General features: G+C 73.3%; 14 protein-coding genes and 1 tRNA gene. 12 read left to right on the forward strand and 3 right to left on the reverse strand.

Going from position 1 to position 12,684, the window contains the following annotated elements:
- Positions 1-56 precede the first annotated feature (56 nt).
- The 4 genes from xerD (at position 57) to mutM (ending at position 3,820) form a co-directional block, all read left to right on the forward strand.
- Positions 57-1,007, forward strand: coding sequence for a site-specific tyrosine recombinase XerD (gene xerD / locus M3M55_RS10570; protein ID WP_249009470.1), 951 nt, complete (start codon positions 57-59; stop codon positions 1,005-1,007).
- 74 nt (positions 1,008-1,081) lie between these two features.
- Positions 1,082-1,777, forward strand: coding sequence for a hypothetical protein (locus tag M3M55_RS10575; RefSeq protein ID WP_249009471.1), 696 nt, complete (start codon positions 1,082-1,084; stop codon positions 1,775-1,777).
- Positions 1,774-2,988: a phosphopentomutase gene (locus M3M55_RS10580; protein WP_249009472.1), complete on the forward strand. Its 1,215-nt coding sequence runs from the start codon at positions 1,774-1,776 to the stop codon at positions 2,986-2,988. The genes M3M55_RS10575 and M3M55_RS10580 overlap by 4 nt, the downstream gene beginning before the upstream one ends.
- Positions 2,981-3,820 carry a bifunctional DNA-formamidopyrimidine glycosylase/DNA-(apurinic or apyrimidinic site) lyase gene (gene mutM / locus M3M55_RS10585; RefSeq protein ID WP_249009473.1) on the forward strand — a complete coding sequence of 280 codons (840 nt, stop codon included), beginning with the start codon at positions 2,981-2,983 and terminating at the stop codon, positions 3,818-3,820. The genes M3M55_RS10580 and mutM overlap by 8 nt, the downstream gene beginning before the upstream one ends.
- A 16-nt stretch (positions 3,821-3,836) precedes the next feature.
- Here mutM and M3M55_RS10590 read toward each other — a convergent pair whose 3' ends face one another.
- Positions 3,837-4,097 (reverse strand): glutaredoxin domain-containing protein, encoded by a 261-nt coding sequence (locus M3M55_RS10590; protein ID WP_249009474.1) that lies wholly within the window; start codon positions 4,095-4,097, stop codon positions 3,837-3,839.
- Positions 4,098-4,114: 17 nt separating this feature from the next.
- Between M3M55_RS10590 and recO the strand changes: the two genes are divergently transcribed.
- From recO to M3M55_RS10610, 4 genes are all read left to right on the forward strand, one after another.
- Positions 4,115-4,852, forward strand: a complete 738-nt coding sequence (recO, locus tag M3M55_RS10595) for a DNA repair protein RecO (protein WP_256469008.1) — start codon at positions 4,115-4,117, stop codon at positions 4,850-4,852.
- 42 nt (positions 4,853-4,894) lie between these two features.
- Entirely contained in the window at positions 4,895-5,941 is a 1,047-nt protein-coding gene (locus tag M3M55_RS10600) for a deoxyguanosinetriphosphate triphosphohydrolase (RefSeq protein WP_249009476.1), read from the forward strand.
- Between the two features lie 61 nt (positions 5,942-6,002).
- Positions 6,003-7,871, forward strand: coding sequence for a DNA primase (gene dnaG / locus M3M55_RS10605; RefSeq protein WP_249009477.1), 1,869 nt, complete (start codon positions 6,003-6,005; stop codon positions 7,869-7,871).
- A gap of 71 nt (positions 7,872-7,942) precedes the next feature.
- Positions 7,943-8,014: transfer RNA gene (locus tag M3M55_RS10610), tRNA-Asn, on the forward strand.
- Here M3M55_RS10610 and M3M55_RS10615 read toward each other — a convergent pair.
- Complete coding sequence (locus tag M3M55_RS10615) at positions 8,015-9,253, reverse strand: glycosyltransferase (protein ID WP_249009478.1); 1,239 nt, start codon at positions 9,251-9,253, stop codon at positions 8,015-8,017.
- 88 nt (positions 9,254-9,341) lie between these two features.
- Here M3M55_RS10615 and M3M55_RS10620 point away from each other — a divergent pair, with 88 nt between their 5' ends.
- The 4 genes from M3M55_RS10620 to M3M55_RS10635 all read left to right on the forward strand — a co-directional run bounded on the left by M3M55_RS10620 (position 9,342) and on the right by M3M55_RS10635 (position 12,281).
- Positions 9,342-9,950, forward strand: coding sequence for a hypothetical protein (locus M3M55_RS10620; protein ID WP_249009479.1), 609 nt, complete (start codon positions 9,342-9,344; stop codon positions 9,948-9,950).
- Positions 9,951-9,982: 32 nt separating this feature from the next.
- The gene (locus M3M55_RS10625; RefSeq protein ID WP_249009480.1) at positions 9,983-10,849 is read left to right on the forward strand and encodes a glycosyltransferase; all 867 of its coding nucleotides are present in this window, start codon (positions 9,983-9,985) and stop codon (positions 10,847-10,849) included.
- Between the two features lie 8 nt (positions 10,850-10,857).
- Entirely contained in the window at positions 10,858-11,871 is a 1,014-nt protein-coding gene (locus tag M3M55_RS10630) for a glycosyltransferase family 2 protein (protein ID WP_249009481.1), read from the forward strand.
- A 149-nt stretch (positions 11,872-12,020) separates the two neighbouring features.
- Complete coding sequence (locus M3M55_RS10635) at positions 12,021-12,281, forward strand: zinc ribbon domain-containing protein (RefSeq protein ID WP_249009482.1); 261 nt, start codon at positions 12,021-12,023, stop codon at positions 12,279-12,281.
- On the opposite strand, the gene M3M55_RS10640 is transcribed toward M3M55_RS10635, so the two are convergent.
- Positions 12,278-12,679 (reverse strand): hypothetical protein, encoded by a 402-nt coding sequence (locus M3M55_RS10640; RefSeq protein ID WP_249009483.1) that lies wholly within the window; start codon positions 12,677-12,679, stop codon positions 12,278-12,280. The genes M3M55_RS10635 and M3M55_RS10640 overlap by 4 nt on opposite strands.
- Positions 12,680-12,684: the final 5 nt, after the last annotated feature.

Below are 12,684 nucleotides of genomic sequence, written 5' to 3' on the forward strand. Positions count from 1 at the left end.
CGCCGACCCACCGGGCGGAGGCAGGAGCCCGGGCGCGGAGGCGGAATCTCACAGGCATGGCCGTTCTTGCTCCGGGCGTGAGCGTCGCCGCCCCCGCCACCGCGATGGGTGAGCTGACCCTCGATTTCCTCGCCACCCTCGAGCTCGAGCGCGGACTGTCTCGCAACACGCTCGAGGCCTACCGTTCGGACCTGACCCAGTACCGGGCCTTCCTCGAGCGCCAAGGCGCCGACCCGCTCACGGTCGGCCCGCGCGAGCTGAGCGCGTTCATTGACGAGCTCGCCTCCGCGCCGGAGCGCCCGGCCGCCCCGGCGACCCTGCAGCGCAAGATCGCCTGCCTGCGCAGCTTCTATCGCCACCTGCGCCGGGAGCAGCTGATCGAGCAGGACCCGACCCGTGAGCTGCGGTCCCCGCGGGCTCGTGAGCGGCTGCCCCACGTGCTCAGCCGGGATGAGGTCAACCGCCTGCTCGCTCAGCCGGCCGGTCACACCCCCGGGGCGCTGCGCGACCGAGCGCTGCTGGAGACGATGTACGCCTGCGGGCTGCGGGCCTCAGAGACGGTCGGCCTCGAGCTGGGTCACGTCGACCTTGACAGCGGCGTACTCCTTGCCCGTGGCAAGGGCTCCAAGGAACGGCTTGTCCCGGTCGGCGCCGCCGCCCGGACGGCGCTGGAAGCCTACCTCCGCCGTGGCCGCCCGCAGCTCGTCGGGATCACCGAGGAGCCCCACGTCTTCGTCAACCTGCGCGGCGGTGCGCTCAGCCGTCAGGGGCTTTACAAGATCGTCCAGGGGCACGCCGCCAGGGCCGGCCTCGCGGACCGGATGAGCCCCCACACCCTCCGGCATACGTTTGCCACCCACCTGCTCGCCGGAGGCTGTGATCTCCGTTCCCTCCAGGAGATGCTCGGCCACGCGGACATCGCCACCACGCAGGTGTACACGCACCTGTCCGCCGACCGCCTCCGCGACGTCTACTTCGACGCGCACCCGCGCGCCCAACGCCGCTGAGCCGACGGCGGCTCCGGCGCTCTGTCGCGAGGCGGCTCGGGCGCTGGGACCCGGGGCGATGCGAGAATCGCCGCGTGACTCCGTCTGACCTTCACCGGCCCGAGCGTCGGCGCTCACGCCGGCCGGGCCGGTGCCGAGCGGCCCGGCGGCCCGCCGCCCGGGGATTCATCCTCGGCGTCGGCGTCGGTCTCAGCGTCGCCCTCAGCGGCTGCGCCCGGCGCGTCCAGCTGCCGAGCCTCACGACCCCGGTCGCGCCGGGCCGGTTCCTGCAGATCGCCTACCCCAAGGACGGGGTCCGCCTCGACGTTCCCGCCGGCTGGAGCCTCACCGACGAGCCGCCGCCGCTGGTGGCGGTCATCTCCTCCGGGCCGGCTCTGATCGCCCTGTGGCACTATCGGCGCCCCGGAAGCACCGGGGCGAGCAGCCTGGCGGCGCTCGAGGTCCGCCGGGCCGCCCTGCTCGCCGCCGCGCGCCGCCGGGACCCGTCCCTGCAGGTGAACGCGACCGCGCTCACCCACCTCGATGGCGCCGGTGCGGTGATCCTCGACGTCACCGGACGGGTCGGCGCCCGGCTGCGGCGGATCCGCTCCGAGCACGTCTATCTGCCGGGGGCCGAGATCGTCCTGGAGACCTACAGCCCGCCGGCGCTGTTTCCCGCCCTCGATCGCCGCGTCTTCTCACCCGTCCGCCACTCGCTCGCCCTCCTCTCCGGTGGCCGTTCCCGCCTCGGGGCAGCGCACACGACGACGGTCGCCGGAGCGGTGCCGTGAACGGTGCCCGTCGCGCGTTCATCGTCGTCATCGACGCCTGCGGGGTCGGCGCGCTGCCGGACGCCGAGGCCTACGGGGATGCGGGGACCAACACGCTCGGCCACCTCGCCACCGCCGTCGGCGGGCTGTCGCTGCCGACGCTCCAGCGTCTTGGCCTCGGGAACATCCTTCCCGTCGCCGGGGTAACGCCGACGGCGGCGCCGGTCCTTCACGGCCGCCTCGCCGCAATCGGCCCGGGCAAGGACTCGACGGCCGGGCACTGGGGACTGATGGGCGTCGCCGCTCCCACGCCGCTGCCGACCTTCCCGGACGGTTTCCCGCCTGCCGTCGTTGCGATGATCGAGGCGTTCACCGGCGCTCCTGTGCTCTGTAACCGGCCGGCCAACGGGATTGAGGCGATCGACACCTACGGTGAGGCCCAGCTTCGCGGCGGAGGCGTGATCCTCTACACGAGCAAGGACTCGGTGCTCCAGATCGCCGCCCACACCGACATCCTGCCAATCCCCGAACTGCACCGCCTGTGTGCGGCGATCCGTGACGCGCTCCCGCCGGAGTGCGCCGTCGGACGGGTGATCGCCCGTCCCTTCAGCGGCTCACCGGGCGCGTTCGTCCGCGCTGACGGGCGCCGCGACTTCAGCATCGCGCCGCCGGGCCGCTCCTACCTCGAGGCGGTCCAGGCCGCCGGGATCCCGGTCCACACGGTCGGCAAGGCCGGCCAGCTGATGGGAGGCGTCGGCGTCGACGTCGCCCACGCAGGCTCCGACAATCCGACCGCCCTCGCAGTCACGGGACAGCTGTTGGAGGGGCTCGCCGGCGGGCTCGTGTTCGTCAACCTCGTCGACACCGACCAGCGCTACGGCCACCGCCATGACGCGCCTGGTTTCGCCGCCGCCCTCGCGGAAATCGACGATCACCTCCGCCGGTGGCTCGACCGCCTCGGTCCGGGTGACCTGCTCATCCTCACCGCCGACCACGGCGTCGACGTCACCGCCGCGCACACCGACCATACGCGCGAGTACGCACCGCTGCTCGCCGTCTTCCCCGGATCCCGTGGCCGCCACGACGGCATCCTCGCCGACGTCGGCGCCAGCGCGCTCGCCTGGCTCACCGGAGGCGGGTCCGCTGTGCCGCCCGTTCCCGTCGACCCCCACCCCGGAGGACCGGCCGTCCGGTTCGAGGAGCTGCCCGGACGGTCTTTCCTCGATGCCTGAGCTGCCCGAGGTCGAGACGATCCGGCGCCAGCTCGCCCCCCAGCTTATCGGCGCGACGCTCACCCGCGTGGAGATCCTCGATCCCCGCTGGACCCGTCCGGTCGACCCCAAGCCGGTCTCTAAGGCGCTCACCGGAGCGGTCGTCGTGAGCCTCGACCGGGCGGGCAAGTACCTCATCTGGGGCCTCGATGGGGACCGCCAGCTGCTCATGCATCTGCGGATGAGCGGCGCCCTGCTGTGGAGCCCCGTCCCCGAGCCGATCCACACCCGGGTCCGGTTCTCCCTCGACTCCGGACAACGGGTCTGCTTTACCGACCCGCGCCGGTTCGGCACCGGTCAGCTGTTCGGCTCCCGGATCGACCTGGACGCCCACCTCGCCGCACGGCTCGGTCCCGAGCCGCTCACCCCGGCCTTCAGCGCCGCGGTGTTGGCGCGCCGGGCCCGCGGCCGGTCCGCGCCCGTGAAGGCGTTCATCCTCGACCAGCGCGAGATCGCCGGGGTCGGCAACATCTACGCCGATGAATCGCTGTTCCGGGCGCGGATCCACCCTCTCACGCCCGTCGGGGCGCTCAGCGCCTCCCGCTGGAAGGCGCTCGCCACTGCGATTGAGGCGGCGCTGGCCCTCGGGATCGACGCCAAGGGCGCGAGCATCGACGACTTTCGCCACGTCGACGGTCAGCGCGGCAGCTTCCAGGACAGCTTCCTCGTCTACGGGCGCACAGGGCAGCCCTGCCCGGTCTGTGGCACGCCGATCAGCAAGCTCGTCGTCGGCGGGCGCGGAACCCACATCTGCGAGCGCTGTCAGCGCCGGCCGCGGCGCCTCCGCCGCTGACCCGCGGCGGCCGCGTTCAGGCCGTCAGGGTGAGCAGCTCTGACAGCTTGCCGGCACGGTCGACGGCCCGCAACTCCTCAAAGCCGCCGACGACGTTGTCGCCGACGACGACCTGGGGGAAGGACCATCCGCCGGTCAGGGCGACGAGCTTGTCCCGGTCCTCGGTCGAACGGGACATCATGATCTCGTTGAAGGAGACCCCCCGCTTCTTCAGGAGCGCCTTGGCGCCCTCACAGAACGGGCACATCGTGGTGGAGTAAACGGTGACCTCTGCCATACTTCAGAAAGGATAGCGTGGGGTTTTCGCTCAAGACAGACGCGATCGTATTGCGATCGATCCGCTACGGTGAGGCTGACCGGATCCTCCATCTCTACACCCCCGCCCACGGGCGAGTCTCGGCGATCGCCAAGGGCGCCCGCCGGGCCCGCTCCCGTTTCGGCGCCCGGCTCGAGCCGTTCATGGAGGTCGCGCTGCTGCTGCGGACGGGCCGTTCGGAGCTGGCGACCGTCACCGGGGCTGACACGATCGACGCGCGTCCGGGCCTGTGGGGGTCGGCTGCCGCTCTCGACGGCGCCGCCAGGGCCGCCGACGCGGTCGCACGCCTGTTTGAGACCGACGACCCGCATCCGGAGGTCTACACCCTGCTCGCGAACGAGCTCACGCTGCTCGCGGCCGGCCTCGACGCGGTGGCAACCGTGGAGCTCGCGCATCTGGCCAACGGTCTCGCCTTCCGGCTCAAGCTGCTGCTCGCCGCCGGCATCCTGCCTCAGCTCGGATCGTGTGCGAGCTGCGGGGAGCGCGACCACCTCTGTGCCTTCTCCGCCGCCGCCGGAGGCGTCGTCTGCGCCGCCTGCGAACGTGGCGCCTTCCCGCTCGGCGAGGAGGCGTACGGGTTCATGGTCGCCGCCGTCGGCCAGCCGCTCACCGGCGCCCCGGTCGCCTCGGCGCGTGCTCTCGCCCAAGCCGAGCGGGCGATCCGGGAGACCGCCGAGCAGCACGCGAACGTGCGCCTGCGCCCACTCGCCGCTTAGAACCGCTCCCGCCGCCACCCCCGTCGCTGTCACAATCGAGCCGTGAGCACCCCGGCGATCAGGACCCACCCCAGCGGCCCGGTCGCCGCCGCCTTCCACGCCCGCGCCCGCGCCCGGGAGGAGCGCGAACTGAGTCCGCTTGCGACCCCTTCCTACCCGGCCGCCCGCGCCCGGCCGGAGGGTGACTGCGGCCTGCGCACCCCGTTTCAGCGTGACCGGGACCGGATCGTCCACTCCAAGGCGTTCCGGAGGCTCAAGCACAAGACCCAGGTGTTCGTCCTCCCCGAGGGCGACCACTACCGCACCCGCCTCACCCACACGCTCGAGGTCACTCAGGTCGCCCGCACGGTCGCCCGCGCCCTCCGGCTCAATGAGGACCTCGTCGAGGCGGTCGGCCTCGGCCACGACCTCGGCCACCCGCCGTTCGGGCACATCGGTGAGGACGCCCTGCATCGCCGCCTGACCGAGCGGTTCGGCGAGCGTTTCTGGCACAACGAGCAGTCGCTGCGGGTCGTCGACTGCCTTGAGCGTGACGGCGCCGGGCTCAACCTCACCGACCCCGTCCGTGACGGGATCCTCGGCCACTCCGGCCGCGCGGAGCCGCCCCGCAGCCTCGAGGGCCAGATCGTCCGGGTTGTCGACCGGATCGCCTACCTCAATCACGACATCGATGATGCGCTGCGGGCCGGGGTGATCGGGCCCGATGACCTGCCGCCCGGGCTGATCGACACGCTGGGGGAGACCGGGCCCGAGCGGATCGACACCCTCGTCCACGATCTCGTCGAGCACTCGGAGGCGGCCGGGGCGATCGTACAGGGGGCGGCGACCGGCGCGGCGATGGCGGCGCTGCGCGCGTTCATGTTCGAGCGCGTCTACCTCGGCCCGGCCGCGACCGCCGAGCACGCGAAGATCGACCTCGTGATCGGCACGCTGTTTGACCACCTCTGCGCCCACCCGGAGGAGATCCCCGCGACGATCCCACCCGGGCCGCTCGCCCGGCGGGTGACCGACCACCTCGCTGGGATGACCGACCGGTTCTGTCTCGCCCAGTTTCAGGCGCTCACCGTTCCGGTCGCCTTCGCCCCGTGAGCCGACGTCGAACCGTGGCCGGCAGGGGCGAGATGGCGGCGCCGAGGCCCGTGGGAGGGCGATGACCCGCTACAGCGCCGATTCCCGCGACCGGGTGCGGGACGCCGTGGACATGGTCGCCCTCATCGAGGGGCGCGTCGAGCTGCGTCGCGCCGGCCACAACAGCTACTTCGGCTGCTGCCCCTTCCATGAGGAGCGCACCGCCTCCTTCCACGTCCGGCCGGAGGAGAAGCACTACCACTGTTTCGGCTGCAGCGAATCTGGCGACCCGTTCGACTTCGTCATGGCGACGGAGGGGGTCGACTTCAAGGGAGCCCTCGAGCTGCTCGCCGAGCGGTTCGGGGTCACCCTCGAGGCCGAGTCCGAGGATCCCGCGGAGGCGGCCGCCCGTGCCCGCCGCGAGCGTCTCTATGCGCTGCTCACGCGGGCTGCGACCTTCTATGAGCGGATGCTGTGGGAGTCGGCGGAGGCCGCCCCGGCTCGCCGCTACCTGCTCGAGGAGCGTCGCCTCGAGGCTGACGTTCTGCGCCGTTTTCGGGTCGGCTGGGCCCCCCGGGCCTGGGACCGCCTGCTCACCGGCTGCCGGGCGGCCGGCTTTGTCGAGGCGGAGATGCTCGCCGCCGGGGTGATCCAGCGCTCCCGTCAGGACCCGTCCCGGCACTTCGATCGTTTCCGCGCTCAGATCACCTTCCCGACCGCCGACGTCCGCGGGCGCGTGATCGGTTTCGGCGCCCGCAAGCTCCCCGGGGACGACCGCGACTGGCTCGGCAAGTACGTCAACACCGCTGAGGGGGAGATGTACTCGAAACGGTCGGTGTTGTACGGGATCGACGAGGCCCGCGCGAGCGCAGCCCGCCGCGGGACGATCATCCTCGCCGAGGGCTACACCGACGTGCTCGCCCTGCATCAGGCCGGGCTCACCCACGCCGTCGGGATCATGGGCACCTCGCTCACCCGGGAGCAGGTCGCCGAGCTCGTCCGGCTCGTCAACACCGTCGTCCTCTGCCTCGACGCCGACAGCGCCGGCCAGGAGGCGATGGCCCGCGCCGCGACGCTGTGTGCCCAGACCGGTCTGAGCCTCCGTGTCGTCGGCCTTCCCGCCGGGGCGGACCCGGGGGAGATCATCGGTCGCGACGGTCCCGAGGCGCTCGCGGGGACCGTCGCCGCGAGCGTCCCCTACGTCGCCTTCGCCGTCGACCGGCTCCTCACCCGGGCCGACCGTGACAGCGCCGAGGGCAAGGACGCGGCGATCCGGGCGCTCGCCCCGATCCTCGGCCCGCTGCCCGCCAGCGTCCTGCGCGACGAGCTGACCGCCCGCGCCGCCGGCGCGCTCGGGCTGACCGAGAGCCGCCTGGTCGCGCTGCTCGAACACGCCCGGGCCGGGGGCGGTCCGCCGGGACCACCCCCGGCAGACCCGTCCCCGTCCTCCGGCTGGACCCCCGCGAGCCCGACGGCGGCCCGGGCGACCGGCGGCACGGCGCGAACCGGGGTCGAGCTCGGGGTCAAGACCGAGCGGGACCTGCTCGCCATGTGCCTCGCCGGCGGGGAGGTCGGCCGAGCGCTGCTGGCCGACCTCGACGCCGAGGCCCTGCTGACGAGCGCGGTGCTGCGCGCCGCCCGGTTGCGGCTGCTCGGCCGCGCCCCCGAGGCGGGCGCCCTCGCGGCCACCGGCGTCTCGGAGGCCGAGGTGAGCGTCGCCATCGACGCTCTCGAGGTGCGGGCCGCGCGGGCGGGACGAACCGTCAGCGCCGACGAGCTCGAGCACGCCCGGCTGTTGCTCGAGCTCGCCCGGGTCGACCGGGAGCTGCAGCGCGCCCGTCTCGCCCGCCGCGGCGTCCCGGAACTCGCCGCCGCGCGCGAGCGGGTCCGCGCGAGCCTGTCGGCCGTCCTCGCCCGGCTTGAGTCCGACGCCGCGCTCGAGCGGTTCTGAGCTGACGCCGACGCGGAGCGCGCTCGCGCTGGGCGAGCGCGGACCGGCCCGCTAAAGTTGGCCGCCGTCTGTGGGGAGTAGCTCAATGGCAGAGCTCTCGACTGTTAATCGAGTGGTTGTGGGTTCGAGTCCCACCTCCCCAGTCACCCGCCCGCCAGCAGGCCCTCGAGGGCCTCGGCGGCCCGGACGGCCGGGCGTTCCCTGTCGGCCCACGCGCGCAGTCGCGCCGCCCGGGCGCGGAAGCCGGCGGCTGGATCAAGGGCGTGCGCGGTTGCCCAACGGACCGTCTGCGGGGTGAGCAGCCGCCAGGGGAGCCGGACCCCGACACCGGCCCAGGCGACCCGGGCGGCGTTCTCGGCCATGTCACCGACGTGGGGGACGGCGAGGACCGGGGTGCCGCAGGCGAGCGCCCGTACGAGCGTCCCGTGTCCGGCGTGACAGATGACAAGGTCGGCTTTCGGCATCGTCACGGCGTATGAGAGCCAGTTGACGAGCGCGACCTCCTCAGGGGTGGGGACCGGGACCGCCCGAGCGAGCGGCCGGCGGTTCGTTGAGGCGAGCACCCGCACCCGGGCGCGCCCGGAACCCGACAACGAGGGGACGGACAGTCCGCCGAGCCCGCGGAGGGCGCAGTCGAGCATCCGCTGGCCGGGGTCCTGGGCGGTGGACGGGGCGATGAGGATGAGCGGGCCCTCCCCGTGGGGCAGCTCGACGGCCGGGGCGGGCGGCTCCCAGAACAGCGGTCCGGTCACCCGCACATGTGCGGGCCAGCGGCGCGGGTATTCGAGCGCGGGAAAGGTGGCGACCAGACACAGGTCCCGGCTGAGACCGCCGTGCAGATCAGCGCGGGGCGGCAGACCGAGGCGCCGGCGGGTGTCGTTGAGCTGGTCACGCCCGAGGCGCAGGCCAGCCTCCAACGGCTGACTCAGGCCTTCCCACAGGCGTTGTCCAAGCACGGTCCGCGGCAGCCGAGCCCCGCTCGCGTACGGAGGAAAGCCGGGCGCGCCGACCGGATAGAGGTGGGGGATGAGCGTCGCGACGGCCGCTCCCTCAAGCTCCCCGGCGAGCGCTGGAGCGAGCGTGAGGATGTCGTGGACGACGAGGTCGGGGGCGAAGGCCCGTACGGTCTCCTGCGTCTCAGCGGTCGCCAACACGACCGCCTCATAGGGCTGCAGCGGCCGTTCACGAGTCGGGAACACCGGATATTCGGGGGCGGCGGTGAAGGCCATCCCCTCCGCCTCCACCGCGTCGCGCCAGTGGCTCCAGGTCTCGAACCGGACCTGATGGCCACGGCGGACGAGCTCGGCGCCGAGCGCGAGCATCGGGAAGGTGTGGCCGGGCTGGCCGAAGGCGCCGAGAAGGATGCGACGCGATCGGATCACCGGCGCGGGAGAGGGCTGCAATTTCCGGTGCGTGGAGAGGAGATCCCTTCCCGAGGAGATGACGGGCGGTTTAGGATGGCCCGAGCTTATGCCACGGACCCGAACCTCACAGCTCAGCGTCCTCCGCCGGGCGATCGACTGCCTCCCCCGCCACACACGGGAGGCGATGCTCGTCGGGATCGACAACAACACGATCGTCGTCGGCGCGTACTCGACCGCCGACGGGGTCTGCCCGATGCTCGCCGCCCACCGGGCCGGTGGGCGTACCAACTTCATCGCCTTCGCCCGCGCCTGGGACGAGTTCTGCTTCCGCGGGGTCGCCAAGCGCCGCCGCCGGCCTCGCCTGGCGAGTCACACCGAGCTCGTCACCCTCCGCTCCCACATCGAGGCGAGCCTGCTCGCGGAGGAGACCGTCGACCTCTCCGGGGCGCTCACCGAGCATGACCGGCTGCGCCGGAACCGGGCCGAACGGGAGCGTCAGGTGGCCGCCGTCGCCGTGCCCATCCGGGAGGCGCCGGCAAAGCCCCGTGACCGCGACCGGGTTCGTCCCGGCGACCCGGATCGCCGCCGCGAACTGGCGGGCCAGCCCGGCTGGCGGTGGCTGCGGATCATGCGCAGCTATGACGAGTACGAGCAGGCGCTCGCCGAGCTCGACTTCCCCCAGGCCGAGCGCGAGCTCACCCCCAGCCGCCACTGACCGGCGGAACGGATCCGCGGCCCCGGCCGCCGGTGTCGCTCGTCGTTCCCTTCGCCGGCAGCGATGCCGATCTTGACGCGCTCGTCACACGGCTCGCGGCGGTTCGCCTCGGCCCCGATGACGAGGTGATCGTCGCCGACAACCGGGCGGGCGCCCACAGCCGCCCGCTCGGCCCCCGGGTGCGTCTCCACGCCGCCGATGGGGTCCCCTCACCGGGGTTTGCCCGCAACCGTGGAGCCGCCGCGGCTCGTGGGGAGTGGCTTGTGTTCATCGACGCCGACACCGAGCCCTACCCTGACCTGCTCGAGGCGTACTTCGGGCCGGGTGCGGACCCTCGGGTCGGGGTGCTCGCCGGAGGGATCGTCGACGTTCTCGGACCCGGACATGCCGGGACCGCCGCCCGGCATGCGGTCGCCCGCGGTCAGATGCATGAGACGGTCACCCTCAACCGCCCCGCCTTCCCCTACGCCCAGTCGGCCAACGTCGCGGTGCGCGCAAGTGCCTTCCGGGCGGTCGGCGGCTTCGGTGAGAACATCCGGGCGGGGGAGGACGCCGATCTCTGCTTCCGGCTGGCGGCGGCCGGATGGGCGCTGCAGTCCCGCCCGGAGGCTCGGGTCGCCCACCGGGCCCGTCCGACCCTTGCCGGTTCGCTGCGCCAACTCGTCGACCACGGCTCCGGTGCGGCCTGGTGTGAGCGCCGTCACCCCGGTTCATTCCCCGCAGCGGGGGCGGCGGCGTTCACGGCCCGGATCGCCCGTCAGGTCGGGGCCGCGCTTGCCGCGCTCCGCGCTGGCGACTGCGAGCGGGCCGGATTTGCGCTCTTGGAGATCATCGGCGCGTTCGCCTTCGCGCTCGGCCGGCGGGTTCCGAACCGGCCGCGCTGGCGCCCGCGGCCATAATCGCCGCGATGTACCCGGCCTCGCCCCAGGTTTCCCGACCCGAACCGTCCCGCCCGAGGATCTCCGTCGTCGTCTCCAGCTTCGAGCGTCCCGTCGCTCTCCGCCGCCTCCTGATCGCCCTGGCCGGCCAGAGTCTCGCGCCGGAGGTCTATGAGGTGATCGTCGTCGACAACGGGTCCGGCCCGGCGACCGCGGCCGTGCTGAGTGAGGCCGCCGCGACCCTCGGGGCTCGGCTCGTTCCGCTCAGGCTGGCGGAGAACCGCGGTCCGGCCGGTGGGCGCAACGCGGGCTGGGGGGCGGCCCGGGGCCGCTGGGTCGCCTTCACCGACGACGACTGCGTCCCGGCCGCCGGCTGGCTGGAGCGACTGCTCGCGGTGGCCGACGGCGAGGGCGACGACACGGTCATCCTGCAGGGCCGCACCAACCCGGACCCGGACGGCCTCCGCGCCCGGTCGAGCACGCTCGGGGCGCGGATCGTCTCCGTGCAGGCCGCCGACGGCCGCTTTGAGACCTGCAACATCCTCTACCCGCGGGCGCTGCTTCAGCGCCTGCACGGTTTCGACGAGACGTTCGGACCTCGGGGCCTCGCGGCGCGCCCGGTCGGGGAGGACACCGACCTCGGCTGGCGGGCGCTCGCCCTCGGTGCCCGGGTCCGGTTCGTGCCCGAGGCCGTCGTCCTCCATGAGGTCGTGCACCTCGGACCCATGGCCAGCGTCGCCGCTCAGACCCGGTGGGCGGGCGCCGCCCACCTGTTCAAGGTCCACCCTCAGGCCCGCACCATCCTCTTCCGGCACGTGTTCTGGAACGTGTGGCACTACATGCTCGCCCAGGCGCTCCTGTCGCTGCTCGGGCCGCGCTGGCTGCGGCGGCTGATCCTCGGCCGCTACCTGCGGGCGATGCGCGCCCGCGCCCGTGAGTGCGGGGCCGGGGCCTGGGCGGTGCCCTACCTGATCGCCTCGGACGCGATCGAGTTCGCTGTCATCGCCGGAGCCGCCGTCGCGGAGAGGACCGTCTTGCTCTGAGTGTTTGCCTCCCGGCGCGGGTATCGGTCTGACGGTGCCGGACGGTGTGCACAGATTCGTCGTCACGACGAAAAATCGCACTCGGTGCACCGCCGCGCCCCGCAGGCGATCCGCGAGCGGGCTGTGGCATCGTTGGTGTGGATCCCCCGATGCCGCTCTATGACTTCCACTGCCCCGCCTGCGGGGCGACGTTCGAGGCCCGGGCCGGGATGGACGCCCCCGCGCCGCCGTGTGAGAGCTGCGGCGCCGGCGGTGTCGAACGGCTCATCACCGGCTTTGCCAGCTCACGCTCACCGGCCCTCCATGGCGCGGCCGCGGACCGGTCCAACGCCACCCGGCGGGCGCGGGAGGACCAGCGCGCCGAGCGGATCGCCGCCCGCCGGGAGGCCCGCCGGCAGAGCGGACGCTAGCGCCCGACGAGGCGCCGCCACCGGCGCGGGTGGCCGACACCGCTGCGGGCGCGGAGGCGCAGCCCACGCGAGGCGACGTGGCGGCGCATCGGCGCCGACAGCAGTACCGCCTCCATCGCGACGCCGGTGACCGCCAGCACGACGACGTTGGCCCACAGCACCCGCCCCGTGGCGCCGACCACGATCGCGAGGATGGCGGCGAGGCCAACCGTGTTCATCGCCAACAGGATCCACCAGGCGGCGGGTCGGCCGGCCGCGAGCCCGCCGAACAGGAGAACGGCGACCAGGAGCCCGGGCACGGTAAGGGAGCCGCCACCGATCACCAGCACCGCGACGAGTTGGAAGAGGGCGACCGTGACGTAGACCGCCACGGCGACGGAGAGGCGCGTGACGGGCACCGCGT

The sequence above is a fragment of the Conexibacter sp. DBS9H8 genome, from assembly GCF_023330685.1.
Taxonomy (GTDB): domain Bacteria; phylum Actinomycetota; class Thermoleophilia; order Solirubrobacterales; family Solirubrobacteraceae; genus Palsa-465.